The sequence below is a fragment of the Oceanibaculum nanhaiense genome (genome assembly GCF_002148795.1).
Lineage (GTDB): Bacteria > Pseudomonadota > Alphaproteobacteria > Oceanibaculales > Oceanibaculaceae > Oceanibaculum > Oceanibaculum nanhaiense.
On record NZ_MPOB01000005.1, the window covers coordinates 48,035 to 72,614 of the forward strand.

General features: G+C 65.0%; 28 protein-coding genes. 18 read left to right on the forward strand and 10 right to left on the reverse strand.

Annotation, left to right across the window (positions count from 1 at the left end; genetic code table 11):
- Positions 1–138 precede the first annotated feature (138 nt).
- From BKM74_RS09945 to BKM74_RS09960, 4 genes are all read left to right on the forward strand, one after another.
- Positions 139–870, forward strand: a complete 732-nt coding sequence (locus BKM74_RS09945) for a hypothetical protein (RefSeq protein ID WP_086465569.1) — start codon at positions 139–141, stop codon at positions 868–870.
- Between the two features lie 85 nt (positions 871–955).
- Positions 956–1,750 (forward strand): AzlC family ABC transporter permease, encoded by a 795-nt coding sequence (locus BKM74_RS09950; protein ID WP_086465570.1) that lies wholly within the window; start codon positions 956–958, stop codon positions 1,748–1,750.
- Complete coding sequence (locus BKM74_RS09955) at positions 1,743–2,090, forward strand: AzlD domain-containing protein (protein WP_086465571.1); 348 nt, start codon at positions 1,743–1,745, stop codon at positions 2,088–2,090. Before BKM74_RS09950 ends, BKM74_RS09955 begins: the two co-directional genes overlap by 8 nt.
- Before the next feature lie 3 nt (positions 2,091–2,093).
- Positions 2,094–3,257, forward strand: a complete 1,164-nt coding sequence (locus BKM74_RS09960; protein ID WP_086465572.1) for a 3-phenylpropionate MFS transporter — start codon at positions 2,094–2,096, stop codon at positions 3,255–3,257.
- Between the two features lie 6 nt (positions 3,258–3,263).
- Here BKM74_RS09960 and polA read toward each other — a convergent pair whose 3' ends face one another.
- Positions 3,264–6,089, reverse strand: a complete 2,826-nt coding sequence (gene polA / locus BKM74_RS09965) for a DNA polymerase I (protein WP_086465573.1) — start codon at positions 6,087–6,089, stop codon at positions 3,264–3,266.
- 155 nt (positions 6,090–6,244) lie between these two features.
- On the opposite strand from polA, the gene BKM74_RS09970 reads away from it, so the two are divergent.
- On the forward strand, positions 6,245–7,006 hold the full coding sequence (locus tag BKM74_RS09970; RefSeq protein WP_086465574.1) for an SDR family NAD(P)-dependent oxidoreductase: 762 nt from the start codon (positions 6,245–6,247) through the stop codon (positions 7,004–7,006).
- A gap of 9 nt (positions 7,007–7,015) precedes the next feature.
- On the opposite strand, the gene BKM74_RS09975 is transcribed toward BKM74_RS09970, so the two are convergent.
- Entirely contained in the window at positions 7,016–7,780 is a 765-nt protein-coding gene (locus tag BKM74_RS09975) for an SDR family oxidoreductase (protein WP_086465575.1), read from the reverse strand.
- Between the two features lie 144 nt (positions 7,781–7,924).
- On the opposite strand from BKM74_RS09975, the gene BKM74_RS09980 reads away from it, so the two are divergent.
- The 4 genes from BKM74_RS09980 to BKM74_RS09995 all read left to right on the forward strand — a co-directional run bounded on the left by BKM74_RS09980 (position 7,925) and on the right by BKM74_RS09995 (position 11,154).
- On the forward strand, positions 7,925–8,863 hold the full coding sequence (locus tag BKM74_RS09980) for a 3-hydroxyacyl-CoA dehydrogenase (protein ID WP_086465576.1): 939 nt from the start codon (positions 7,925–7,927) through the stop codon (positions 8,861–8,863).
- Positions 8,864–8,891: 28 nt separating this feature from the next.
- Complete coding sequence (locus tag BKM74_RS09985; RefSeq protein WP_086465577.1) at positions 8,892–9,827, forward strand: BKACE family enzyme; 936 nt, start codon at positions 8,892–8,894, stop codon at positions 9,825–9,827.
- Positions 9,827–10,621, forward strand: a complete 795-nt coding sequence (locus tag BKM74_RS09990) for a shikimate dehydrogenase family protein (protein WP_086465578.1) — start codon at positions 9,827–9,829, stop codon at positions 10,619–10,621. The genes BKM74_RS09985 and BKM74_RS09990 overlap by 1 nt, the downstream gene beginning before the upstream one ends.
- Positions 10,622–10,686: 65 nt before the next feature.
- Positions 10,687–11,154 carry a VOC family protein gene (locus BKM74_RS09995; RefSeq protein WP_086465579.1) on the forward strand — a complete coding sequence of 156 codons (468 nt, stop codon included), beginning with the start codon at positions 10,687–10,689 and terminating at the stop codon, positions 11,152–11,154.
- A gap of 14 nt (positions 11,155–11,168) precedes the next feature.
- On the opposite strand, the gene BKM74_RS10000 is transcribed toward BKM74_RS09995, so the two are convergent.
- From BKM74_RS10000 to BKM74_RS10010, 3 genes are all read right to left on the reverse strand, one after another.
- A complete protein-coding gene (locus BKM74_RS10000) occupies positions 11,169–11,948 on the reverse strand; it encodes an SDR family NAD(P)-dependent oxidoreductase (RefSeq protein ID WP_086465580.1) in 780 nt (259 codons plus the stop codon).
- Positions 11,949–11,980: 32 nt separating this feature from the next.
- Entirely contained in the window at positions 11,981–12,460 is a 480-nt protein-coding gene (gene bfr, locus BKM74_RS10005) for a bacterioferritin (RefSeq protein ID WP_086465850.1), read from the reverse strand.
- Between the two features lie 139 nt (positions 12,461–12,599).
- The gene (locus BKM74_RS10010) at positions 12,600–12,812 is read right to left on the reverse strand and encodes a (2Fe-2S)-binding protein (RefSeq protein WP_086465581.1); all 213 of its coding nucleotides are present in this window, start codon (positions 12,810–12,812) and stop codon (positions 12,600–12,602) included.
- A gap of 175 nt (positions 12,813–12,987) precedes the next feature.
- Here BKM74_RS10010 and BKM74_RS10015 point away from each other — a divergent pair, with 175 nt between their 5' ends.
- Positions 12,988–13,386, forward strand: a complete 399-nt coding sequence (locus BKM74_RS10015) for a DUF2306 domain-containing protein (RefSeq protein ID WP_086465582.1) — start codon at positions 12,988–12,990, stop codon at positions 13,384–13,386.
- Between the two features lie 21 nt (positions 13,387–13,407).
- Here BKM74_RS10015 and BKM74_RS10020 read toward each other — a convergent pair whose 3' ends face one another.
- On the reverse strand, positions 13,408–13,854 hold the full coding sequence (locus BKM74_RS10020; RefSeq protein ID WP_086465851.1) for a YcgN family cysteine cluster protein: 447 nt from the start codon (positions 13,852–13,854) through the stop codon (positions 13,408–13,410).
- 128 nt (positions 13,855–13,982) lie between these two features.
- Between BKM74_RS10020 and BKM74_RS10025 the strand changes: the two genes are divergently transcribed.
- Complete coding sequence (locus BKM74_RS10025; RefSeq protein ID WP_086465583.1) at positions 13,983–14,522, forward strand: hypothetical protein; 540 nt, start codon at positions 13,983–13,985, stop codon at positions 14,520–14,522.
- Between the two features lie 18 nt (positions 14,523–14,540).
- Here BKM74_RS10025 and BKM74_RS10030 read toward each other — a convergent pair whose 3' ends face one another.
- Positions 14,541–14,882, reverse strand: a complete 342-nt coding sequence (locus BKM74_RS10030; protein WP_086465584.1) for a DUF962 domain-containing protein — start codon at positions 14,880–14,882, stop codon at positions 14,541–14,543.
- Positions 14,883–14,988: 106 nt separating this feature from the next.
- Here BKM74_RS10030 and BKM74_RS10035 point away from each other — a divergent pair, with 106 nt between their 5' ends.
- Positions 14,989–16,014: an aspartate-semialdehyde dehydrogenase gene (locus BKM74_RS10035; protein ID WP_086465585.1), complete on the forward strand. Its 1,026-nt coding sequence runs from the start codon at positions 14,989–14,991 to the stop codon at positions 16,012–16,014.
- An 83-nt stretch (positions 16,015–16,097) separates the two neighbouring features.
- Here the strand turns inward: BKM74_RS10035 and BKM74_RS10040 are convergent, their stop codons facing one another.
- A complete protein-coding gene (locus tag BKM74_RS10040; RefSeq protein ID WP_086465586.1) occupies positions 16,098–16,649 on the reverse strand; it encodes an invasion associated locus B family protein in 552 nt (183 codons plus the stop codon).
- 349 nt (positions 16,650–16,998) lie between these two features.
- Here BKM74_RS10040 and BKM74_RS10045 point away from each other — a divergent pair, with 349 nt between their 5' ends.
- Both BKM74_RS10045 and BKM74_RS10050 read left to right on the forward strand, forming a co-directional pair.
- Positions 16,999–17,550: a sigma-70 family RNA polymerase sigma factor gene (locus tag BKM74_RS10045; RefSeq protein WP_086465587.1), complete on the forward strand. Its 552-nt coding sequence runs from the start codon at positions 16,999–17,001 to the stop codon at positions 17,548–17,550.
- Between the two features lie 11 nt (positions 17,551–17,561).
- Positions 17,562–18,221: a ChrR family anti-sigma-E factor gene (locus tag BKM74_RS10050; protein WP_245825897.1), complete on the forward strand. Its 660-nt coding sequence runs from the start codon at positions 17,562–17,564 to the stop codon at positions 18,219–18,221.
- Positions 18,222–18,226: 5 nt separating this feature from the next.
- Here the strand turns inward: BKM74_RS10050 and BKM74_RS10055 are convergent, their stop codons facing one another.
- Positions 18,227–18,850: an arylesterase gene (locus tag BKM74_RS10055; protein WP_176342480.1), complete on the reverse strand. Its 624-nt coding sequence runs from the start codon at positions 18,848–18,850 to the stop codon at positions 18,227–18,229.
- 127 nt (positions 18,851–18,977) lie between these two features.
- On the opposite strand from BKM74_RS10055, the gene BKM74_RS10060 reads away from it, so the two are divergent.
- The 3 genes from BKM74_RS10060 to BKM74_RS10070 are packed head-to-tail and all read left to right on the forward strand — an operon-like array spanning position 18,978 to position 22,568.
- The gene (locus BKM74_RS10060) at positions 18,978–19,724 is read left to right on the forward strand and encodes an ABC transporter ATP-binding protein (protein ID WP_176342481.1); all 747 of its coding nucleotides are present in this window, start codon (positions 18,978–18,980) and stop codon (positions 19,722–19,724) included.
- 1 nt (position 19,725) lies between these two features.
- Positions 19,726–22,260, forward strand: a complete 2,535-nt coding sequence (locus tag BKM74_RS10065; RefSeq protein WP_176342482.1) for an ABC transporter permease — start codon at positions 19,726–19,728, stop codon at positions 22,258–22,260.
- 11 nt (positions 22,261–22,271) lie between these two features.
- Positions 22,272–22,568, forward strand: coding sequence for a hypothetical protein (locus BKM74_RS10070; RefSeq protein WP_086465590.1), 297 nt, complete (start codon positions 22,272–22,274; stop codon positions 22,566–22,568).
- On the opposite strand, the gene BKM74_RS10075 is transcribed toward BKM74_RS10070, so the two are convergent.
- Positions 22,563–23,609, reverse strand: a complete 1,047-nt coding sequence (locus BKM74_RS10075; RefSeq protein WP_086465591.1) for an aldo/keto reductase — start codon at positions 23,607–23,609, stop codon at positions 22,563–22,565. The genes BKM74_RS10070 and BKM74_RS10075 overlap by 6 nt on opposite strands.
- 219 nt (positions 23,610–23,828) lie before the next feature.
- On the opposite strand from BKM74_RS10075, the gene BKM74_RS10080 reads away from it, so the two are divergent.
- Positions 23,829–24,572: a Bax inhibitor-1/YccA family protein gene (locus tag BKM74_RS10080; protein WP_245825898.1), complete on the forward strand. Its 744-nt coding sequence runs from the start codon at positions 23,829–23,831 to the stop codon at positions 24,570–24,572.
- Positions 24,573–24,580 lie beyond the last annotated feature (8 nt).

The window sequence follows — 24,580 nt, forward strand, 5'->3', positions numbered from 1 at the left end:
AAAGGTGCTCCCAGTGCGAATGCAAGCGCTATTCACTTGCGTTCTCGATATCTCTTGTTGCCGCTGTGCCCCACCGTGCCTATCTCAGGAAAATGCTGCGGGGGCTTTCCCGTTTGGTAGCAGGGAGATGGTAGGAGGATGCAATCCAAGTTCTGGCTCTCGGGCGTCGTTCACGTTTTCGTGATCGGCTTGCTCGCCGGGTGTGCCTCGACCGGTCCGACGGATAACCCGATTCGCCGCAGCCTGACCTGGTTCAGCTATCTGGGCGGCGATGATCTCCGGGCCAGCTGCCAGCCCGGATCGCCGGAGCGCTACCGGTTCATCTACAATGCCCGCGCGGATGAGCAGATCAGAACCTACGACATCATCGTCAACCCGTCGGGCGCCCCATCGGCAGGGGGCCGGCTCGAGTCCCATGTCATCACCAATGGCGATCTCGACAGGCTGTCGGTGGTCGATCCGCTGCGTCCCTGGCGCGGGGAGGAGGCGGAAATTTCCATCAGCGCGGCGGATGTCGCGGCCCTGCGTTCTGCCCTGGCGGCCAGCGGTTTCGATCAGCCGGCGCCGCGCGGGACCTTCCTGCGCTCCGACGATTTCTACTGGATCGTCAGTGCCTGCCGGGATGGTGTCTTCCGGTTCAACGCCTACAGCCGCGATATGCCGTCCTTCCAGGCCATTCGCTTCGATGCGCCGCTCTACGCGATGGACCCGCTGACCGCACAGGTGGCGGTCAATCCGCCGCGCGAGCTGCATCTCGGGCCGTTCCTCAGCGCGCAGCAGATGTCCCGCCTGGCGCCGGGCATGTATGGCCCGCCGCCCTGGCAGGTGCAGGTTGGCGAGAACGGGCTGAAGACCGGCCTGTTCGAATAGGCCTGTTCGACTGGAGGGCCGCGCATCCGCGCCATGCAGCGGGAGGGGTTCGACAGGCTCCGGCTTTTGCGCTATCGCATCCCTCGTGTCAGATTCATCCTCCGATAGACCCGCCGCGGCGGAGACCCAGTACCGGCCCTACGGGTCCGGTGCGCGTGCGTTCCGGGGCGGCGCCATCGATGCGCTGGGATTGCCGGCGCTGGTGCTGGGAGCCTCCTATCTGGGATTCGGCTCGCTGGTGCGGGAAAGCGGCTACAGCCTGACCCTCGGGCTGTTCTCCACGATGACCGGCTGGGCATTGCCCGGCCAGGTGGTGCTGATCGAGCTGATGGCGCTGGGCAGTTCGCTGTTCGCCATCTGCCTTGCCGTGGCGATGACCAACATGCGCCTGCTGCCGATGGCGGTGACGTTGACGCCGATGCTGCGCGTGCCGGGGCGGCCGGGCTGGCGCTATTATCTGGCGGCGCATTTTTGTGCGGTAACGGTGTGGGTCTTCACCATGCGGCGGGCGCCCAGCTTGCCGATGGAGGAGCGGCTTTCCTATTTCCTCGGATTCGCGGTAACGATCTGGGGCGCGTCCATGCTGGGCACGGCAACCGGCTATCTGCTGTCCGCTACCGTGCCGATGCAGGTTTCGCTGGGCCTGGTGTTCCTCAACCCGATCTATTTCATGCTGATGTTCATGGGCGATCTGGGCCAGCGCTCGCGCGTGCTGGCACTGCTGATCGGCCTGGCGGCGGGGCCGCTGCTGTTCCAGGTCGATGCCGATTGGGGACTGATGATCGCCGGCCTGGGGGCGGGGACGCTGGGCTTCTATCTCGACCGCTGGCTGCCGCGAAAGGGCAGCGGCAAGCGTGGATCAGGGGGCACCCATGGCTGAGGCGATGGGCACATACTGGCCCTATTTCGTGGTCGTGGCTGGCGGCCTCGTCACCTATGGCATCCGCGTGTTCGGCGTGGCGCTGGCCGGGCGGATTTCCGTTGATAGCCAGGTGTTCCAGTGGGTCGGCTGCATCGCCTATGGGCTGCTGGCGGCGCTGATCGCGCGGATGATTCTGTTGCCGGTGGGCGTGCTGCAGGAAGCGCCGACCGCCTTCCGCATTGCCGGTGCCCTTGTGGCACTGGCGGCGTTCTTCCTGGTCCGGCGCAATGTGTTCGCCGGCTGCATCGCCGGCGTGGGTACGCTGATCGCGCTCACCGCCATTTTCGGCCTGGACTAGCCCATGCCCTCGGCGCTCGCGCTGCGCATGGCGGCTTTCTACGGCGTCTATTTCACGGTGGCCGGCATCTATCTGCCGTTCTGGCCGGTCTGGCTTGCCCATCGCGAGATGAATCCGACGGAGATCGGCGTGCTTCTGGCTGTTGGCTCCATCGTGAAGATCGTCGCCAACCTGTTCTTCGCGCGCATTGCCGACCGCACCGGCCGGACGAAGCTGGTGGTCATCGGGCTTGGGCTTGCCAGTGTGCTGACGCTGGCCGCCTTCGGGCTGGTCGGCGGGTTCGCCGCCTTCCTTATCCTGTCGCTGCTGGTGGGGGCGGTGTTCTCGCCGATGATGCCGCTGGGCGAAAGCATCACCATCCGGCAGGCGCGCGCCGGGCGGATCGATTATGGCCGGGTGCGGTTGTGGGGGTCGATCACCTTCATGATCATCACGGTGATCGCCGGCTGGCTGATCGGCTTGTACGGGGCCGGTGTCATCCACGCGTTGGTGGTGGCTGCTGCCATCGCCACCTTCCTCACCACCCTCTCGCTGCCGGCCGATGCCGGACGGATGGCCGCGCCGCGCAAGGGCGCAGCACTGGCGCTGGCCCGGCACCCGGCCTTCCTGCTGTTCCTGCTGGCGGCCTCGATGGCGCAGGCCAGCCACGCCGTCTATTACGGCTTCTCGGCGCTGCACTGGCGGGCGAGCGGCCTGTCGGAGACGGTCATCGGGCTGCTCTGGGCCGAGGGCGTGATCGCGGAGATTCTGCTGTTCGCGGTCGGGGCGAAGGTGACCGGGCGGATCGGCCCGGCGGCGCTGCTGGCGCTGGCGGGGGCGGCCGGGATGCTGCGCTGGGGTGTGTCGGCGGAGACCACGGAACTCTGGGTGCTGGCCATCGTGCAGCTGCTGCACGCCGTCACCTTCGGCGCGGCGCATCTGGCGGCAATGGCGTTCCTGACACGGGCGGTTCCCGATGCCCTGTCGGCGACGGCGCAGAGCCTCTATGCCGGCATGGTGTCGGGCGTCGCCTTCGGCATGGCGATGCCGCTGTCCGGCTGGCTGTACGGGCAGGTGGGTGGCGGCGCCTTTTACCTGCCGGTCGCGCTCTCGCTGCTGGCGCTGCTGGCGGCGCTCGCCCTGCACCGCCGCTGGGATGGCGGTGTGCTGCTGAAGGACACCGCCTAGCGGGCGCTAATGCGCGGCTTCCCAGTCATCGCCGATGCCGGCCTCGGCAACCAGCGGCACGGAGAGCTCCAGCACCGGATGGGTTGCGCCCTCCATCACCTCGCGCACCAGCGCCGAGGTCTTCTCGATCTCGGCCTCCGGCACCTCGAACAGCAGCTCGTCATGCACCTGCAGCAGCATGCGGGCGGACAGCTTCGCCTTCTCCAGCGCGGCGGGAATGCGGATCATCGCGCGTTTGATGATGTCGGCGGCGGTGCCCTGGATCGGCGCGTTGATCGCCTGGCGTTCGGCGAAGGCGCGCCGCGCCGGGTTCTTGTCGGTGATGCCGGGCACATGGCAGCGTCGGCCGAACAGGGTGGTCACATAGCCCTGCTTCTTCGCTTCCGCCTTGGCCTTGTCCATATAGTCGCGGATGCCGGGATAACGCTCGAAATAGGCGCGGATATAGGCCGCCGCCTCGCCCTGCTCGACGCCGAGCTGGCGCGCCAGGCCGAAGCCCGAAATGCCATAGATGATGCCGAAATTGATCGCCTTGGCCTTGCGTCGCGTCATCGGGTCCATCTGGTCGAGCGGCACGCCGAACACCTGGCTGGCGGTCATGGCGTGGATGTCGATGCCGTCGCGGAAGGCCTGGCGCAGCGCCTCGATGCCGCCGATATCGGCGACGATGCGCAGCTCGATCTGCGAGTAATCGACCGACAGCAGCTTATGCCCCTTCTCGGCGACGAAGGCGCGGCGGATGCGCCGGCCTTCCTCGGTGCGGACCGGGATGTTCTGCACGTTCGGGTCGGAAGATGAGAGGCGCCCTGTACTGGTTGCCGCCATGGCGAAGGCGGTGTGGACGCGCCCCGTCTGCGGGTTGATCTGCTCGACCAGCGTGTCGGCATAGGTGGATTTCAGCTTGGCGAGCTGACGCCATTCCAGGATTTTCGCCGGCAGATCATGCTGCGTGGCCAGCGCCTCCAGCACCTCGGCGCCGGTGGCGTAGGCGCCGGTCTTGCCCTTCTTGCCGCCCTGCAGCCCCAGCTCGTCGAACAGGATCTCGCCGAGCTGCTTGGGCGAGCCGATGTTGAATTCGCGCCCTGCCAGCTTGTAGATATCCAGCTCGTACTCGCCCATGCGGCGCGCGAAATCCTTCGACAGATCGGCCAGCACCTCGCGGTCCACCTTGATGCCGGCGCGTTCCATCTCGCCGATGATCGGCACCAGCGGGCGTTCCACCGTCTCGTACAGCGTCAGCACCTGCGATTCGCGCAGGCGCGGCTTCAGCAGCCGGTACAGCCGCCCGGTGATGTCGGCATCCTCGGCGGCGTACTCGGTTGCCTTGTCCAGCGGCACCTTGTCGAAGGTGACCTGATCCTTGCCGCTGCCGGCGACCTCCTTGAAGGGGATGGTCTTGTAGTCGAGGTGCAGTTCCGCCAGCTCATCCATGCCGTGGCCATGCAGCCCGCCTTCCAGCACGTAGGAGATCAGCATGCTGTCATCCACCGGCGCTACCTCAATGGGCACATCCGGGTCGTTGCGGAAGATCAGCCAGTCATATTTCATATTGTGGCCAACCTTCAGGACCGACGGGTCTTCCAGCAGCGGCTTCAGCAGCTCCAGCGCGCGCTTCTTGTCGACCTGCTTCGGGCGCTCAGTTGGTGCGTCCAGCAAATTGCCCTGATCCGCGCCATCGCCGGCCCCGTGCCCGACCGGGATGTAGCAGGCCTTGCCGGCCTCGACCGACAGCGAGATACCGACCAGCTTCGCCGACATCGCATTCAGCGAGGTGGTCTCGGTATCGACCGCGACTGTGCCGGCTTCCATCGCCGCCTCGATCCAGCGTTTCAGATCGGCTTCCTCGACCACTGTCTCGTAGGCGGTCTCCTGCGGGGCGATCTCGGCCGCTACGCCGACGCTGGACGGGGCCTCGCCCTCCTGCACTTCCAGCGCCTGCAGCCGGGCGACCAGCCGCTTGAAATTATTCTCGATGAAGAAGGCCAGCAGGGTGGCGTGCTCGGGGTCCTGCACTTCCAGCTTGTCCACGCCAATTTCCAGCGGAACGTCGTCTCGCAGCCGCACCAGCTGGCGCGAGATGCGGGCCTGCTCGGCAAACTCGATCAGGCTTTCGCGGCGTTTCGGCTGCTTGATCTCCGAGGCGCGCGCCAACAGCGTGTCAAGGTCGCCATATTCGCCGATCAGCTGCGCCGCCGTCTTCACGCCGATACCCGGCACGCCCGGTACGTTGTCCACCGAATCGCCGGCCAGCGACTGCACATCCACCACCTTGTCCGGGGCGACGCCGAACTTCTCCATCACCTCGTCCGGGCCGATCTGCCGGTTCTTGATCGGGTCCAGCATGGACACGCCGTCGCGCACCAGCTGCATCAGATCCTTGTCGGAGGAGACGATGACGACATCCATCCCCTTCGCCCGTGCTTCCTTTGCATAGGTGGCGATCAGATCGTCTGCCTCGAAGCCGGGCATCTCGATGGACGGCACGTTGAAGGCGCGCACCGCATCGCGGATAATCGCGAATTGCGGCCGCAGATCTTCCGGCAGTTCCGGGCGCTGCGCCTTGTAGGCCGGATAGATTTCGTTGCGGAAGGTTTCGCGCGCCGAATCGAAGATCACCGCCAGATGCTGCGCGTCGATCTCCTCCACCAGCTTCATCAGCATGGCGGTGAAGCCGAACACCGCGTTCACCGGCGTGCCATCGCCCCGGTTCATCGGCGGCAGCGCGTGGTAGGCCCGGAAGATGTAGCCCGACCCGTCGATCAGGTAGAGCGTGTTCTTCACGGCCTCGGGCGAGAGGATTTCGGGCGTGGTCTCGGTCGGGGCGTCGGTCATGGTGCGGCCGGCTTTCGGTCTTGCGGGTAGTCTTGCGCTCAGGGCGTCCGACACTTTAGTCCGCGTGCCGCCACAGGCAAGCCGCGCATGCAGTCGCGTACCCATTCGCGATCTGCTATGAACGGCGCATCATTCAATCAGGGAGGAGGGGAGCGATGCATCCCAAGGGGCATGTGGCGCTGGTGACCGGCGGCGGTTCGGGGCTTGGTGCGGCGACCGCGCGGCTGCTGGCGAAAGAGGGTGCCAAGGTCGCGGTGCTGGACGTGAACGCCGAGGGCGCGGCTGCGGTCGCCAAGGAGATTGGCGGCATCGCGGTGGCCTGCGATGTATCCAGCGCGGAGAGCGGCGAGAAGGCGGTGGCCGAGGTTGTCGCCAAGCTGGGCGCGCCGCGCATCGTGGTGAATTGCGCTGGCATCGTGCGTGGGGCGCGCATCGTCGGCAAGGATGGCCCGTCCGACCTGGACACCTTCCGCAAGGTCATCGAGGTCAATCTGATCGGCACCTACAACATCATCCGGCTGACAGCGGCGGAGATGGGGAAGCTGGAGCCGCTGGTGGATGGCGAACGCGGTGTCATCACCATGACTTCCTCGGTCGCGGCCTATGACGGGCAGATCGGCCAGGCGGCCTATTCCGCCTCCAAGGGCGGCATCGCCGGGCTGGTGCTGCCGGCGGCGCGCGATCTGGCGCGCAGCGGCATCCGCGTCATGGCGATCGCGCCCGGCCTGTTCCAGACGCCGATGATGGCCAGCCTGCCGGCCGAGGTGCAGGACAGCCTGGGCAAGTCCACGCCGTTCCCGCAGCGTCTGGGCACGGCGGAGGAATATGCCGACCTCGTTCTGGCGATCTGCAACAACATCATGCTGAACGGCGAGACCATCCGCCTCGACGGCGCGGTACGCCTCGCCCCCCGCTGAGTCTTAGCGTTACGTCATCAGCCAGCCGCCGGCGACATCGACGGTCTGGCCGGTGACGAAGCGGGCCTGGTCGGAGGTGAGGAACAGCGCCATATCGGCCACCTCCGAGGGCTGGCCGAGGCGGCGCAGCGCGGTCTCGTCAGCGATGGCCGCGTTCACCGCTGGGTCAATGCCGCGCATCAGCGGCGTATCGATGCGGCCGGGGGCGATGGCGTTCACGGTGATGCCGTAGGGGCCAAGCTCCCCCGCCAGATGCCGGGTGAAGCCCATAACGCCGGCCTTGGTCGTGGAATAATGCACACCGACGAAGTCGCAATAGGATTTCCCGGCGACCGAGGCCATGTTGACAATGCTGCCGCGCCCGCGCTGCTTCATGCCGGGCGTGACCAGCCGGGCGAGGTTGAAGCAGCCGGTCAGGTTGACATCCAGCACGCGGCGCCATTCTTCCGGGTCCATCTCCCAGATTTCATGGCGGCGACCCTCATGCTTGGGCGAGATGCCGGCATTGTTGACCAGAATATCGACCGGCCCGAGCGCGCCCTCGATCTCCGTCACCGCCGCCTGCATCGCCTCGAAATCGCCGACATCGCCGGCCAGCCCGATGGCGGTAGCACCAGCCGCCGCCAGCTTTCCAGCCGCTGCCGTGACATCGTCCTTTCCGAGATCGACCAGCGCCACCTTCGCGCCCTGCGTGGCGAACGCCTCCGCAATGGCGAAACCGATGCCGCGCGCCGCCCCCGTCACCAGTACGGTGCGGTTCTCGTGACTGCCCATTTTTCCCCTTCCTCCCGATCTGTCTGCCGCGCCTACCGGCCCCGCTTGACGCGCGGTTGTGCGGATTCGTTCAATCGGTTTAGCATCGCCTCCATAAGCGCTACCCCTCAAGAGAAGAAAGCAAGCGCGATGGGAGGACAGGGAATGACAATCGCCGTGATCGGCAGCGGGCTGATCGGGAGGGCCTGGTCGATCTGCTTCGCGCGGGCCGGCCACAGCGTAAAGCTCCACGATGTCAGCAAGCCGGCGCTGGATGCCGCCCTCGGGCTGATCGATGGCGCGCTGAAGGAGCTTCACGACAGCGGGTTGCTGGACGATCCGGCCGCCGCGAAGGCGCGGATATCGACCGCCGCGACGCTGGAGAAGGCGCTGGAGGGTGCGTCCTATGTGCAGGAAAATGTGAAGGAGACGGAGGAGGCGAAGCAGGAGATCTTCGCCGCGATAGACCGTATCGCCGATCCCGCCGCCATCCTTGCCTCCTCCTCCTCCAACATCCGCGCCTCGCTGTTCACGGAAGACCTCAAGGGCCGGGCGCGCTGTCTGGTGGCGCATCCGGCGAACCCGCCGCATCTCGTGCCCATCGTCGAGCTGTCGCCGGCCCCCTGGACCGATCCCGGGGTGGTGGCGCGGGCCCGCGCGCTCTATGAGCAGGCGGGCATGGTGCCGATCCTGGTGAAGAAGGAGATTCCCGGCTTCATCCTGAACCGGCTGCAGGGCGCCCTGCTGGCGGAGGCCTTCAAGCTGGTCGCTGACGGCTATGCCAGCACCGAGGATGTGGACAAGACGATCAAGGACGGGCTGGGCCTGCGCTGGTCCTTCATGGGGCCGTTCGAAACCATCGACCTGAACGCGCCGGCCGGCGTGGCCGACTATATCGCGCGCTATGCCCCGATGTACTGGGACATGCAGCATGAGCAGGCGCAGCCCCGGCGCTGGGACCAGGCGCTATCCGACGTACTGGAAGGCGAACGCCGGCAGGCGCTGCCCGCTGATAGGCTGGGCGACCGCCAGGGCTGGCGCGACCGCAGGCTGATGGCGCTGATTGCCCACAAGCGCGACGCGGCGAAGAAGATAGGCAACTGAAGCTTAACGAACAGGGAATACAGGAACCATGGCCAACGCCAAGAAAGTCATCATCACCTGCGCTGTCACCGGCTCGATCCATACGCCGACGATGACGCCGCATCTGCCGATCACGCCGGACAAGATCGCCGAGAACGCCATCGGCGCGTGGGAGGCGGGCGCCTCGATCCTGCATCTGCATGCGCGCGACCCAAAGGATGGCCGCCCGACCCCGGACCCGAAAGTGTTCATGGAATTCCTGCCGCGCATCAAGCAGGCGACCGACGCGGTGGTGAATATCACGACCGGTGGCGGACAGGGCATGAGCGTGCAGGAGCGCCTCGCCGGGCCGTTGCAGGCCAAGCCGGAAATGTGCTCGCTGAACATGGGCTCGATGAATTTCGGCCTGTTTCCGATGCTGGACCGCTATCCCAGCTTTCAGCACCAGTGGGAGGTCGATCATCTGGAGAACAGCCGCGACGCGATCTTCCGCAACACCTTCAAGGATATCGAATTCATCCTGAAGGAGCTGGGCGAGGGCTGCGGCACGCGCTTCGAGTTCGAATGCTACGATGTCGGCCATCTCTACAACCTCGCGCATTTCGTGGATCGCGGGCTGGTGAAGCCGCCCTTCTTCGTGCAGACCATCTTCGGCATTCTGGGCGGCATCGGCGCCGACCATAAGAACCTGATGCATATGCGCGAGATCGCCGACAAGCTGTTCGGCGACGATTATCAATGGTCGATCCTGGCTGCGGGCCGGCACCAGATGTCGATGTGCACCATGGGCGCCATCATGGGCGGCAATGTGCGTGTCGGGCTGGAGGATTCGGTCTATGCCGGCAAGGGCAAGCTGGCCGAGAACAATGCCGAGCAGGTCGCCAAGATCCGCCGCATTCTGGAGGAACTCTCGCTGGAGATCGCCACTCCGACTGAGGCGCGCCAGATGCTGGACCTCAAGGGCGGCGACCAGGTGAATTTCTGATGAACATCACCGGCAAGACCAAGCTGTACGGCATCATCGCCGATCCCATCGGCCATGTGCGCGCCCCGATGCTGTTCAACGCGCTGTTCGCGGAACGCGGCGTCGATGCGGTCATGGTGCCGTTCCATGTGAAGCCGGAGAAGCTGAAAGCCTGGGCGGACGGGCTGCGCGCCACCGAGAACTTCGGCGGCATCGTCATCACCGTGCCGCACAAGCTGGAGATCGCGAAGCTGTGCGACGAGTTGGGCACCGCCGGGCGGCTGATCGGGGCGATCAACGCGCTCAGGCGCGACCCGGACGGGCGGTTGGTCGGCGACATGTTCGACGGCAAGGGCTTTGTTGCCGGCATGCGCCATCAGGGCTTCGAGGTGACCGGTAAGCGCGTGCTGCTGCTGGGCGCCGGCGGGGCGGCGCGCGCCATCGCCTTCGAGCTGGCGGCGGAGGGCTGTGAGAAGCTCACCATCCAGAACCGCACCCCGGCCAAGGCGGAGGAACTGGCGGCCGCCGTGAAGGCCGCCTATCCGAAGGTCGATGCCCGCGCTGGCAGCGACGATCCGGCGGGGCATGACACCATCGTCAATTCCACCTCGCTGGGGCTGAAACCGGGCGATGCGCTGCCGATGGATGTGTCAAGGCTCACGCCGGACATGCTGGTCGCCGAAATCATCATGGACCCGGTGGAGACGGCTTTGCTACAAGCAGCCAAACAGCGTGGCTGTCCGGTGCATTACGGGCGGCATATGCTGGACCAGCAGATCCTGCTTCTCGCCGATTTCCTGCATGTAGGAAAGTGACCGCATTTAGGAAAGTGACTGGGGGCAGTCGTCACTCAACCCATGGGGATTAAGGACAGAGGTCCATGAAGCAGGTCGTTCCGCTCGAAATCGGTATCTGCACGCCGGATATCGACCGGCTGCTGCCATTCTACACCAAGCTGCTGGGCTGCGAGCCGGTGGGCGATGTGACGGTGCCGACGGACAAGGCGAAGAGTGCCGGCCTGTCCACCGCCGGCTATCGCGTGGTGCGGCTGCAGACCCCCTATGGCGAGCGGATCAAGCTGCTGCAGCCGGAAACCCCGGCGGAGGCGCCGATCATCAGCGCCTTCGTGCTGGACCGCTATGGCATGGCCTACATGACCTTCATCGTCTCCGATCTCGATGCGGTGATGAAGAAGCTGCAGAAGGCCGGGGTGAACATCCTGTCCGGCGAGGAGAAGGTGGAGGTGCGGCCCGGCACCTTCCTGCTCTTCTGCGAGGATCCGGACGGCAATATCGTCGAATTCGTGCAGTATGATGATGTGAAGGCCTACCGCCCGGACGTGGGGTAGCCTACTCCACCGCCCTAATCCACCGATGACGCGTCGCCCGGCGCGCCATAGGCGATCCAGCCGCCATCGACCGGCAGGGCCGCACCGGTGACGTAGCCGGCCATGTCGGAGGCGAGGAACAGGATGGCCTTCGCCACATCGTCGGGCGTGCCGAGCCGGCCGGACGGGCAGCGCCGCGCCAGCACTTTCTCGTCCAGCTTGCCCTCAGCGATCAGCTTCTCGACGAAGGGGGTCAGGATATAGCCCGGCGTGACGGCATTCACCCGCACGCCGCCCTGCGCCCATTCGCAGGCCAGCGCCCGGGTCAGGCCCAGCGTGCCGGTCTTGGCCGCGGTATAGCCATTGCGGCGCGGCAGCGCGGTCCAGCTTGCAATGGAACCAATATTCACGATGGCGCCAGACCCCTGCGCCAGCATCGGCTTCGCCGCGTGGCGGCACATCGCGTAGGTGCCGGTCAGGTGGATATCGATGAGCCGGCGGAACTGCTCCAGCGGCTGCTCCAGCGTCGGGGTGAAGCTGTCGGAAATGCCGGCGCAGTTCACCAGCACATCGATGCGGCCGTGGCGTTTCTCCACGGCAGCGACGAAAGCCTCGCCGCTCTTCTCATCGGTGACATCCAGTGCCAGGCCCATATGGCCCGCACCTAAGCTGACCGCGGCGGCTTCCGCCGCACTGCCAGACAGGTCGCCGATGGCGATGTGCGCGCCGGCCCCGGAAAAAGCGCGGGCGGTGGCAAGCCCGATACCGCTCGCCCCGCCCGTGATGAGAATGACCTTGCCGGTGAAATCGATCATGCCGCCAACAATGCGGCGCTAATCGGCGAAGATCAATCCTCCGCCGGCTTGGTGTGCAGCTGGATGTAATTCTGGATGCCCATGCGGCCGATCAGCTCCAGGTGGGTTTCGAGGAAGTCGATATGCTCCTCCTCGCTCTCCAGGATATCGACCAGCAGCTCGCGGCTGACATAGTCCCGCACTTCCTCGCAATGCTTGATCGCGTCGCGCAGGTCCGGCACGCCGGCCAGCTCCAGCTTCAGGTCGCATTCGAGGACTTCCTTCACATCCTCGCCGATCATCAGCTTGCCGAGATCCTGCAGGTTGGGCAGCCCCTCCAGGAACAGAATGCGCTCGATCAGCGCGTCGGCATGCTTCATCTCGTCGATGGATTCCTCGTATTCCTTCTTGGCAAGGTATTCCATGCCCCAGTTGCGCAGCATGCGGGAGTGCAGGAAGTACTGGTTGATCGCCGTCAGCTCGTTGAACAGAATCTTGTTCAGATGCTGGATAACTTTCTTGTCGCCCTTCATGACGGCCCCCTCGCGTTCGGTGATGCGGCAGGAGGGCATTATACACGGACAAGCCGCCCCGGGCAAATTCGAGGGCGTGAAAGATCAATAAATTCAACAGTTAAGAGATAGTGATAATCAGTGCCAAGGCAAGTGCGAGTTAGTCGCCGCCGGCCATGGCGAGAACCGGTTGCGCGAAGGCGGTGGCACCCGATTTCGCCTCGCCCAGCATCTCGCAAATGCTGGGCTTGCAGCGCCCGCATTGCGGCTGGCTGCCGCAGGCGCGGTAAATCTTGCCGACGGTCGTCGCCCCGCCGGCAATGGCGGTGCGGACATGGCGTTCGGAAATCGCATTGCAGATGCAGACATACATGGCGATTCGGGTCCCCAGCGGGCACGTCTCTGGCGTGCAGGCCCCAATCATATGATAAGACTGCGAATGAGTGTCAACGAAAATGCGAATCGTTCGTAATATTTGGCGCGCATAGCTCTGGTGGTCATGGCCGGTGGAAAGCTAGAGTGGATAACGCATCTTTCGGAGCCGCCCTATGAGCCTGGCACCCCTCGACGCCGCCTCCCTTGCCGTTCAGCTTCATGCCTGGGCGGCGATGGCCGCCTTCCTGCTGGGGCTCGCGGTGCTGTTCCGGCGGAAGGGAACGCCCCTCCACAAGGCGATGGGCCGCACCTGGGTCGCGCTCATGCTGGCGGTTTCGCTGTCCTCCTTCTGGATACACGAACTCAACCAGTTTATGGGATTCAGCTGGATTCACCTGCTGTCGATCCTGGTGCTCTATTCGATGACGACGGCCATCTTTGCAATCAGGCGCGGCGATGTGCGGGCGCATCGCATCGGCATGCTGTCCACCTTCGCAGGCGCGCTGCTCATCGCCGGGCTGTTCACGCTGATGCCCGGCCGCATCATGCATGCGGTGGTTTTCGGCGGTTGATCGTCAGGCCGGCCCGTATTGTCAGGCTGGCCATGTGACGATGTGGTCTTCCAGATCGTCCTCATCCACCAGCATTTCCGGGATGGCGCGGCGGCGCACCGAGATGCCTGCTGAATGCACGGTGCCGGCATCGCCGGAAACCAGCGGATGCCAGTCGGGCAGGTCCTTGCCCTCGTGCAGCAGCCGGTAGGCGCAGGTCGAGGGCATCCAGGTCAGGTGTTCCAGCTTGCCGGGCGACAGCAGGACGCAGCCCGGCACCAGCCGGTTGCGGTTCTTGTAGTCGCTGCAGCGGCAGGTCTCGGTGTTCAGCAGCTTGCAGGCGACATCGGTGTAATCGACGGCCCCGCTATCCTCGTCGAGCAGCTTCAGCAGGCAGCATTTGCCGCAGCCGTCGCACAGCGATTCCCACTCCGCGCGGTTCATCTCGCGCAGGGATTTACGTTTCCAGAAGGGCAGGTCCGTTTTCATCGGCTTCAGCATAGCCGCTGGCCCTATTGGATGACAGGGGCGGATGACAGGGGTGGATGACGGGGGCCAGATGACAGGGCAGGGCACTTGCGGTTACCTTGTATGCGTCGTTTCTGATGGAGGGGCCGATGCGTCTTGCCACGATCCTGCTGCTGGCCGCACTTGCCGCGGCGCCGGCCTCACCCGCCGAGGCTGCCAAGCGCTTCACCGGGACGGCGGCGCTGTCTGAGGCCGGGGCCTATATTTCCGCCAGCCTTGCCTATCCGGAGAGCTATTACGATCCCGGCCGTTTGGCGGTGCAGCTGGTGGAGGTCTATCGCGGCGCCTTCATGTCGAATGTGCGGTTCCGCCCCAGCCTTGGCCATCAGGTGGTGCTGAGCAAGGGGATGAACCAGCATGATGCGATGGAGGATGGCCAGTGCGCCGATTTCCGGCTGACCGTCGAACGGTTCAGCGCGCACAGCCTCGGCGCGCTTGCCGCCGGCGAGACCGGGCCGCTCGCCATCGACAGCACGGATACGATCTTCGGCAGCATCTGCCTGCGCAGCGCGCGCGATGTCACCGTCGATATCCGCAGCCTGTCGCTGGATCAGCCCGCTGAAGGGCGGAGCGCGTTCAACCGGCCCTTCGGCTTTGGCGGGGCAGGCGGCGACGAAGGGGGACGTTAGATGTAGCCGCCGGGTCTGTCAGGTCTGGACGCCGGCCTTCTCCAGTTCCGGGCGCAGCCGGCCTATGGCCCACAGCAAGAACATCCGGAAATCGCTGTACAGTGACCAGAGCGGATGGCGGAAGGTGGCCGGGCGGTTGCGCTCCACCCGGAAATGCGCCACCCAGGCGAAGAAGTAGCCGGAGAGAAGGGCGGCCAGGAAAAGCCAGGCCGTGCCGGTGAGGCTCCCGGCGGCCAGCAAAGCCAGCCCCAGCGCGGTCCCCAGATAATGCAGCGCACGGGTCAGCGGCCGCGCATGTTCGCGAAGATAAAACGGCCAGAACTCGGCGTAGGTCCGGATCGTCGCTTCAGGATTTTGCATGACGCCTCCCTGCCATTTGCACTGCGGCTAATGTTGCAATGCGGCCGGTGAAAGCGTATTTCAACCAGTCCAGATGTTAACATGCTTTTTATACGGGAGTCCGGTTATGGGCTATAAGGTTGCGGTTGTCGGTGCCACGGGGGCTGTGGGGCATGAATTGCTCACCACCCTGGCCGAGCGTAACTTCCCGGCCGACGAGGTTGTCGCGCTCGCCTCGGAGCGTTCGGCCGGCCAGCAGGTGTCCTATGGTGAGGACACCGTGCTGAAAGTCCAGAATCTGGAGACTTTCGACTTCAAAGGCACCGATATCGCGCTGTTCTCGCCGGGCGCGAAAATCTCCGCCGTGCATGCGCCGCGCGCCGCCAAGGCCGGGACCATTGTCATCGACAACACGTCGCAGTTCCGCATGGACCACGATGTGCCGCTGATCGTGCCGGAGGTGAACCCGCAGGCGATTGCCGGCTACACCAAGCGCAACATCATCGCCAACCCGAACTGCTCCACCATCCAGATGGTGGTGGCGCTGAAGCCGCTGCATGACCGCTTCAAGATCAAGCGCGTCGTGGTCTCGACCTACCAGTCGGTGTCCGGCGGCGGCAAGGAGGCGATGGACGAGCTGTTCAACCAGACCCGTGGCATCTATGTGAACGACGCGATCACCAAGGAGGTCTTCACCAAGCAGATCGCCTTCAATGTGATCCCGCACATCGATATGTTCATGGATGACGGCTCGACCAAGGAAGAGTGGAAGATGCGCGTCGAGACCAAGAAAATTCTCGACCCGGCCATCGAGGTGTTCGCCACCTGCGTGCGTGTGCCGGTGTTCATCGGCCATGCCGAGGCGATCACCATCGAGACCGAGAAGCCGATCGACGAGAACGAGGCGCGCGCCATCCTGCAGAAGGCGCCGGGCATCACCGTGGTCGATCACCGCGCCAATGAGGGCTATGTGACGCCGCAGGAAAGCGCGGGCGAGGACGCGGTCTATATCAGCCGTATCCGCAAGGACCCGACCGTGAAGAACGGCCTGGCCTTCTGGTGTGTCTCCGACAATCTGCGCAAGGGCGCGGCGCTGAACACGGTCCAGATCGCCGAGACGCTGATCGAGATGCATCTGCGCAAGGCGGCCTGATTCCCGATCAGGGTCCCTGAACGACGAAGGCCCCGCTGACTGGCGGGGCCTTTTTCGTGGCACGGTGATGCAGGATAAAGGCTCTAGCCTGACACCTTGCAGGCCTTGCCGATTTCCTCATAGGCCTTGGTGAAGCCGCTCAGCGAATAGGTGTCGGTGGTTTCGGTGCCGCGCGAGGATGCCCCCTTGATCACCATGGTCGAGCCCTTCTTCATGGCCTCCACAAGCTGCTTGTCCTCTTGCGCGGTGGCCGCCCAGGCATGGTCATCGACGGTGAACAGCTTGTAGGCCGTGCCGCCGATATTGACCGAAATCTCGCTGCCTTCCTTGTACTGGTAGCCGGCGATCACGCTGACCACGCCCAGCGATTTCTTGGCGGGGCGGTGCGTCACCAGCGTGTAGATCTTGCCGCGCCGTGTGTAGTCACCCTCATCCTTCGTCGGCTCGCTGACCATGTAGCAGACGATCCCGCCATTCTCCTGATAGGTGAAGGCGCTCCAGGCATTGTAGGTGCCGATCTGCTTGGGTTGCTGGGCAGTGGCCTGGCCGGTTATCGCGGGCAGGGACGCCAGGGACAGGGATGCTGTCCAGAGGGCGAGGCTGAAAAATGTGGAAATGCGAATCGACTTCATCATGCCGTTAACCTAAGCGAGAGCAGTATCTCCTGCCAACCCAGGATTGCCCCGGTCGGCTGTCAAATTCATGTCGATGGGCTTCTAGGCGGTAAATTGAACTTTTTTGAGGCGCGGGTAATCCGGCGGTGGCCATGCCGCCGTATAAGTTTCCATGCAAGGACAGATCGACATAAGCCAGAGGTTTCGATGCGCGCGTGCGCCGGTCAGCCTTGCTGTGTCCGATCTTGTCGTGCCCTGGCTTGCAGCGCCCTTATCTGCGGCGCCCCTGCTTGCGGTGAGAGGCGGAAAGCCCCTACATAGAGGGGCGGGCGGGAAACGGTCCGCAAGAGGGGGCGGCGAAGCCGGATCGATGTCAGTAAAGACCCAGGAACAACTTCTGATCGCGGTCGGACGGGATCGTGACAGGGCTGCCTTCGCGGCACTCTTCTCGCATTTCGCGCCGCGCCTCAAATCCTTCCTGATGCGTCTGGGTGTGGCGCCCGAGGGTGTTGAGGAGCTTGTGCAGGAGGCCATGCTGATGGTCTGGCGCCGCGCCGACACTTTCGATCCGTCGCAGGCCAGCGCCAGTACCTGGATTTTTACCATTGCCCGGAACAAGCGCATCGATGCCCTGCGCCGGACCCGCCGACCGGAGATCGATCCGCTGGATCCGGCGCTGGTGCCCTCGGCGCCGACGGCGGCCGACGAGACAGTGTTCGAGGCCCAGCGTGATGCGGTTGTGAAACAGGCGCTGAAAAGCCTGCCAGTAGAACAGGCGGACCTGTTGCGGCTCGCCTATTTCGAGGACAAGTCGCATGGCGTGATTGCGGCGGAGAGTGGCATTCCCATCGGGACGGTGAAGTCGCGCATCCGTCTCGCCCTGGCGAAACTGCGCCAGAGCCTCGCGAAAGAGTTGATGTGATGCAATTTCATGTGAGCGAAGAATATCTGATGGACTATGCCGCGGGGACCGCCAGCGAGGCGGTCAGCCTGCTGGTTGCGACCCATCTGGCCTTGTGCCCGGAATGTCGGGCCAAGGTGGCCGATTATGAGCGCATCGGCGGCGCCATGCTTGAGGACAGCCGTCCGGCCGATCTGCCCGACGCGGCCTTGGCGGAGATGCTGGCCCGCCTCGATGAGGTGCCTTCCGAGGCGCCTGCCGACGCGCCGGTGAAGGGGCCGTCCGTGGAGTTCGACGACCATACCCGCCGCACCCTGCCGGAGCCCCTGCGTTCCTATATCGGCTGCAATCTGGACACCGCACCGTGGCGCAGCGTGACGAAGGCGCTTCAGGAAATTGAATTGCCTCTCGGCGAGTCCGGCTATCGCACCCGGCTTTACCGGATCAAGGGAGGGCAGGCCATGCCCAACCACACGCATGGCGGCAACGAGATGACGCTGGTGCTGGCCGGCGGCTTTTCCGACGATACCGGCCATTACGAGCGGGGCGACGTCTCCATCGCCGATGACGAACTGGTGCACACGCCGGTTGCCGATCCGGGCGAGGATTGCATCTGCCTCGCCGTCACCGATGCGCCCCTGAAGCTGACCGGGCCCATCGGACGCATCGTCAACCTGTTCATGCGCTATTAATTTCGTTACTCGTTTCTGGCGCGAACCAGCAGTTCCTCGACCTTCGGCAGGATGCGCTCGACGATCACGCCGACACCCTGCTCGTTGGGGTGGATGCCGTCCGGCTGGTTGAGCGCAGGGTCCGTCGCCACCCCGTCCAGGAAGAAGGGGTAGAAGACCACGCCGTGCTTTTCCGCGAGACGGTGATAGGTAGCGTGGAAGGCTTCCGCATAGTCGCGGCCGAAATTGGGCGGGGCGTGCATGCCGGCCAGAAGCACGGGAATGCCCTCCTGCTTCAGCCGTGTCAGGATCGCGTCCAGATTGGCATAGAGCTGGTCCACCGGCTGGCCGCGCAGCCCGTCATTGGCGCCGAATTCAACGATGGCCGCGTCCGGCTTTTCGGCCAGCGCCCAGTCCAGCCGGGCGAGGCCGCCGGTCGAGGTGTCGCCCGACACACCGGCATTCGCCACGCGCACATCCTTGCCCTGGGCGCGCAGCGCCGCTTCCAGCTGGGCCGGAAAGCTGCTGTCGTCCGGCAGGCCATAGCCCGCCATCAGGCTGTCGCCCAGACCCAGGAGGACAGTATCGGCCCGCACCGCCGTGGTACCGGCGATACCGGTCATCAGCAAGGCGGCAAAAAAGACCGGCATCAGAGTGGCCGGCAGCAGTCCGTTGAATATCCGGTATAGCGGGCCATATCCGCAATGGGCACGGTCGCGGTCCGCAGCCGTTCCGTTTCCGCCATCGCTCCATCCGGCAACAATGCAGGCTTCCGACATGACAGCGCTCTCTTCCTCGGTTTCGGACTCGTCGCGCGATCCGATCATCGTGCTCGACGATGTGCGCCTTAACTTGAGAAGTGGGGCGGGCGAGGTCAACATCCTGCGTGGAATTGACCTTTCCATCGCAGCGGGCGAGACGGTCAGCATCGTCGGCCCGTCGGGTGCCGGCAAATCCTCCCTGATGATGCTGATGGCAGGGCTGGAGCGCGCCAGCGGCGGCACGATCCGCGTCGCCGGGCATGATCTTGGCCAGATGAACGAGGACCGGCTGGCGTTGTTCCGCCGTGCCCATGTCGGCATCGTCTTTCAGGCATTCCGCCTGGTGCCGACCATGACGGCGCTGGAGAATGTCGCCATACCGCTGGAGCTGGCTGGCGCCGCGGACGCGTTCGACAGGGCCGCGGCAGGCCTTGAGGCGGTCGGCCTCGGCCATCGCACCGGACATTATCCCGACCAGCTTTCCGGTGGCGAGCAGCAGCGCGTGGCGCTGGCCCGCGCCTTTGTCGCCGGTCCGTCGCTGCTGCTGGCGGACGAGCCGACCGGCAATCTCGATGGCCATACCGGCGAACAGGTGGTCGAGCTGATGTTCGACCTGAAGCGCCGCTTCGGCACCACGCTGGTGCTGATCACCCACGATCTCGATCTGGCAAGGCGCTGCCAGCGCACCATTCATCTGGCCGATGGCCGGATCGTCGCCGACGAGACGGAAGGCGTGACTGAACTCGCCGCGGCCGGGCGCTGATATGCCAGTCTGGGGGATACCAGTCTGGCTGCGCTTTGCCCGGCGCGAACTACGGGGCGGGCTGAAAGGCTTCCGCATCTTCCTCGCCTGCCTGATGCTGGGCGTTGCGGCGATTGCCGGCGTCGGCTCGGTCTCCGAATCGCTGCTGGCCGGCCTGCGGGCCGATGCCAGCCAGATCCTGGGCGGCAATGTCGATATCGAATCGGTGCACCGGCCGATCACGCCGGAAGCGCTGGCCTATCTGGAGATGCAAGGGCGCCTCTCGCACGTCGCCGACATGCGGGCGATGGCGCGCAACCCGAATGGCGATCAGCGCTCGCTCTCCGAACTGAAGGCGGTGGACGGCGCCTATCCGCTGGTCGGTTCCATCGAACTCGATCCCGCCCTGCCGCTGGATCAGGCGCTTGCCGAACGGGGCGGCGTGTGGGGCGCGGTCATTGACCCGAACCTGCTCGACCGCCTTGGGCTGGCTGTCGGCGACCGCTTGCGCGTCGGCGATCTGGATGTCGAGGTGCGCGCCGCCCTGGTGCGCGAACCGGACCGTGCGGTCAGTTTCGCCAGCTTCGGGCCGCGCGTGATGATCGCCCGCCCGGCGCTGGAGGAAACCGGTCTCGTGCAGCCCGGCACGCTGATCGACTATCACTACCGTCTTGTCCTGCCCGCCGGCACGGATCACGCCGCCTGGATGCGGGATTTCCGCCAGGACTACGCCGCCGATAATGGCTGGCGCGTGCGCGGCCTGGGCGAGGCAGCGCCGGGCCTGCGCCGCTTCATCGACCGGGTGGCGCAGTTCCTGACGCTGGTCGGGCTGACCGCGCTGCTCGTCGGTGGCGTCGGCGTCGGCAATGCGGTGAAGAGTTATCTGGACGGCAAATCCACCACCATCGCCACGCTGAAATGCCTGGGGGCCGAGGGGGCGGTGGTGTTCCGCACCTACCTGTCGCTGGTCATGATCCTGGCGCTGGCCGGCATTGCCGCCGGGCTGGTGCTGGGGGCGGCCCTGCCCTATGCCGGGGCGGCCGTGCTGAGCCAGCTGCTGCCGGTGCAGGTCGCGCCGGCGCTGTATGCCGGGCCGCTGCTGCTGGCCGGCCTGTTCGGCCTGCTGACGGCACTTGCCTTCTCGCTGTGGCCGCTGGCGAAGGCGAAGGACATCCGGCCTGCCGGCCTGTTCCGTCAGCTGGTCAGTGGCGAATCGGGCCGCATCGGTCTGCCCTATCTGGCCGCCCTTGGTCTGTCGGGGGTGGCGCTGGCGGCGCTCGCCATCTTCTCCTCCAACGAGCGGGTGCTGGCCGGCTGGTTCGTGCTCGGCTCCCTCGGTGCTGTCGTCATCTTCCTGGGGGCGGCGCGGTTGCTGATGCTGGCGGTGGCGGCGATGGGACGGCCGCGTCAGCCGACCCTGCGGCTGGCTCTTGCCAATCTGCACCGGCCGGGTGCGCCGACCGCGAGTATCGCCCTGTCGCTGGGGCTGGGCATCACCGTACTGGTCGCTGTCGCCCTGACCCAGGCCAATATGTCGCGCCAGGTGACCGAGCAGTTGCCGGAGCAGGCGCCCAGCTATTTCTTCATCGATATCCAGCCGAACCAGATCGAGCGCTTCCAGCAGACGGTGGATGCGGTGCCCGGCATCAGCAAGGTCGAGCGTACGCCGATGGTGCGCGGCCGGGTTGCGCGCATCAATGGCGTGCCCGCCGACGAGGTGACGGTCGATCCGGAGGTGCGCTGGGTGCTGCGTGGCGACCGCGGCCTGACCTATGCCGCCGCGCCGCCGCCGGGAACGCAGATCGTCGACGGGGCGTGGTGGCCGGAGGATTATCAGGGGCCGCCGCTGATCTCCTTCGATGCGGAGATTGCCGCCGGCTTCGGCATCGGCGTTGGCGACACGCTGACAATCAATGTTCTGGGGCGCGAGATCACCGCCACCATCGGCAATCTGCGGCGGATCGACTGGGGCAATCTGTCGATCAATTTCGTCATCATCTTCGCGCCCGGCACGATGGAAGTGGCGCCACACACCATCCTTGCCACCGTGAACACGGACGGGCCGGTCGCCGAGGAGGCGGTGCAGCGTGCCGTTACCGATGCGCTGCCGAATGTGAATGCGATCCGCGTGAAGGATGCGCTGGAGGCCGCGAACCAGATTCTGCAGGCGGTCGGGCAGGCGGTGCGTATCACCGCCTCGGTCGCCATCCTTGCCGGCACGCTTGTGCTGGGCGGGGCGGTGGTTGCCGGGCATCACCGCCGGGTTTATGACGCGGTGGTGCTGAAAGTGCTGGGGGCGACGCGGCGTGACGTGCTGCTGGCCTTCCTGCTGGAATATGGCCTGCTGGGCGCGATGGTGGCGCTGATCGCCTCGGTCGTCGGGACCATTGTTGCCTGGTCGGTGCTGACTTTCGTCATGCGGTCAGACTTCGTGTTCGCGCCCGGTGTCGTGATTTGGACATCATTGCTGTGCACACTCATCACGGTGGCGCTGGGCCTCGCCGGCACCTGGCGGGCGCTGGGGCAGAAGGCGGCGCCGCTGCTGCGCAACGAATAGAGGAGCCGGCCATGCCTTTTATCCAGACTGGGCGTTCTATCCTGACGGTCGCGGCTCTGGGAATCGTCCTGCTGTCGGCTTCCGCCGTGCCGGCCCGCGCCGAGAATCCGACCGGCAATCCTGTCGAATCTCTGCGCGAGGGCGCGGTGAAGGCGATGGAGGCGCTGCGCGAGTTGGCCGAGGAGGTGCAGCGCTACGGCGTTCCCTATTTCGACAAGGATGGCAACATTGTCATCCCACGTCAGGAAGAACAGGCGGACCGTCCGCCGGCCGGGAAAGCGCCGGCGGAGGAGTCCGTGGCGCTATAGAACCGGCATCGGCTCCTCGTTCAGGATCGCCTCGATGCCCTTCAGCAGCTCGTCCGACAAGGTGACATCGGCACTGCCGATATTCTCGGCCAGCTGTTCGACGCTGGTCGATCCGATGATGTTCGAGGTCACGAAGGGCCGGCTGTTCACATAGGCCAGCGCCATGTGCGTCGGGCTGAGGCCATTTTCCTTCGCCAGCGCCACCAGCTTTTCGGTGATCGCCATCGGCTTTGGCGCGATGTAGCGGCCATAGCGCGAGAAATAGCGGTCCATGCGCGAGCCCTGCGGGATGGCACCCCCCAGATATTTGCCGCTGAGCGCGCCCATGGCGAGCGGCGAGAAGGCCAGCAGGCCGACATCCTCGCGGATCGCCATTTCCGACAGGCCGATCTCGAACGGGCGGAACAGCAGGCTGTAGGCGTTCTGGATGCTGGCGACGCGCGGCAGGCCCTTCTGCTCGGCGGCGCGCAGGAAGGCATGCATGCCCCAGGGCGTCTCGTTCGACAGGCCGACGGCACGCACCTTGCCGGCCTTCACGATCTCGGCCAGCGCCTCCAGCGTCTCCTCGATCGGGGTGGCGTCCGGCGAGTCCTTGTGGACATAGCCGAACTGGCCCGAGCTGTTGGTCTGCCGGTCGGCCCAGTGCAGCTGGTAGAGATCGACATAATCGGTCTTCAGCCGGCGCAGCGAATCGTCGATGGCCTGATGGATGTTCTTTCGATCCAGCTTCGCCTGGCCGCCCCTTATATGTTCGAAGCCCTTGCGGCTGGCGCCCACCACCTTGGTCGCCAGTACGAACTTGTCGCGGTTCTTGCGTGCCGAGATCCAGTTACCGACGATTGCCTCGGTGGCGCCGTAGGTCTTGCCACTGGGCGGCACCGGATACATTTCAGCTGTGTCGATGAAGGTGACGCCATGATCCAGCGCATAGTCGAGCTGGGCGTGGCCTTCCGCCTCGGTATTCTGTTCGCCGAAGGTCATGGTACCGAGGCAGATGACGCTGACATCGATGCCGGTGCGGCCAAGGCGGCGCTGTTCCATGGCGGTTTGTCTCCTCAAGGGGTGATGGCTGGAGGCACCGCACGATGCGGCGGTGCGCTGGATCGATATCCGGTATAGCGGTGAAACGGCGGGTTGCAAGCGCCGAGAGTACCGAGGGCACCTTAAATCGGCCTTGTGCGGTCCTATATATATTGAAGCTGTGGAGCAATTCGCTTACATCAGATGCAGTTTGCGTCCACCGCATAGCAGAGGGAAGCGATGGATACTCAAAAGCAGTATATGAACCGGGCGGAAGCAGTTGCGGCGGATATCGATGCCGGCCTGCGCGCCCACATGCTCAAAGTTTACAACTACATGGCAAGCGGCCTTGCGCTGACTGGCATCGTTGCCTACGCCGTCGCGCAGATGGCCGTGGAGAGCTGGAGCCCGCTGGCGCTGACCGATTTCGGCATGACGATCTACGGGTCGCCGCTGAAATGGGTGGTGATGCTGGCGCCGCTGGCCTTCGTGTTCGGCCTGTCGATGGGCATCAACCGCATGTCCTACGCCACGGCGCAGATCGTGTTCTGGGCCTATGCGGCGATGATGGGCCTGTCGCTGTCCTCGATCCTGCTGGTCTTCACCGGCGAGAGCGTGGCCCGCGTGTTCTTCATCACCTCCGGCATGTTCGCCGCGACCAGCCTGTACGGCTACACCACCAAGCGTGACCTGTCGCGCCTGGGGTCGTTCATGTTCATGGGGCTGATCGGCATCATCATCGCGTCTGTGGTGAACATCTTCGTCGGCTCCACGGCGTTGCAGTTTGCCATCTCGGTGATCGGCGTCATCGTGTTCACCGGCCTCACCGCCTGGGACACGCAGCGCATCAAGGAACTGTACACGCAGCTCGACGGCAGCGAGATCGCTGGCAAGAAGGCCCTGATGGGCGCGCTGTCGCTGTACCTGAACTTCATCAACATGTTCATCATGCTGATGCAGCTGTTCGGCACGCAGCGCAACTAAGCTGCGCC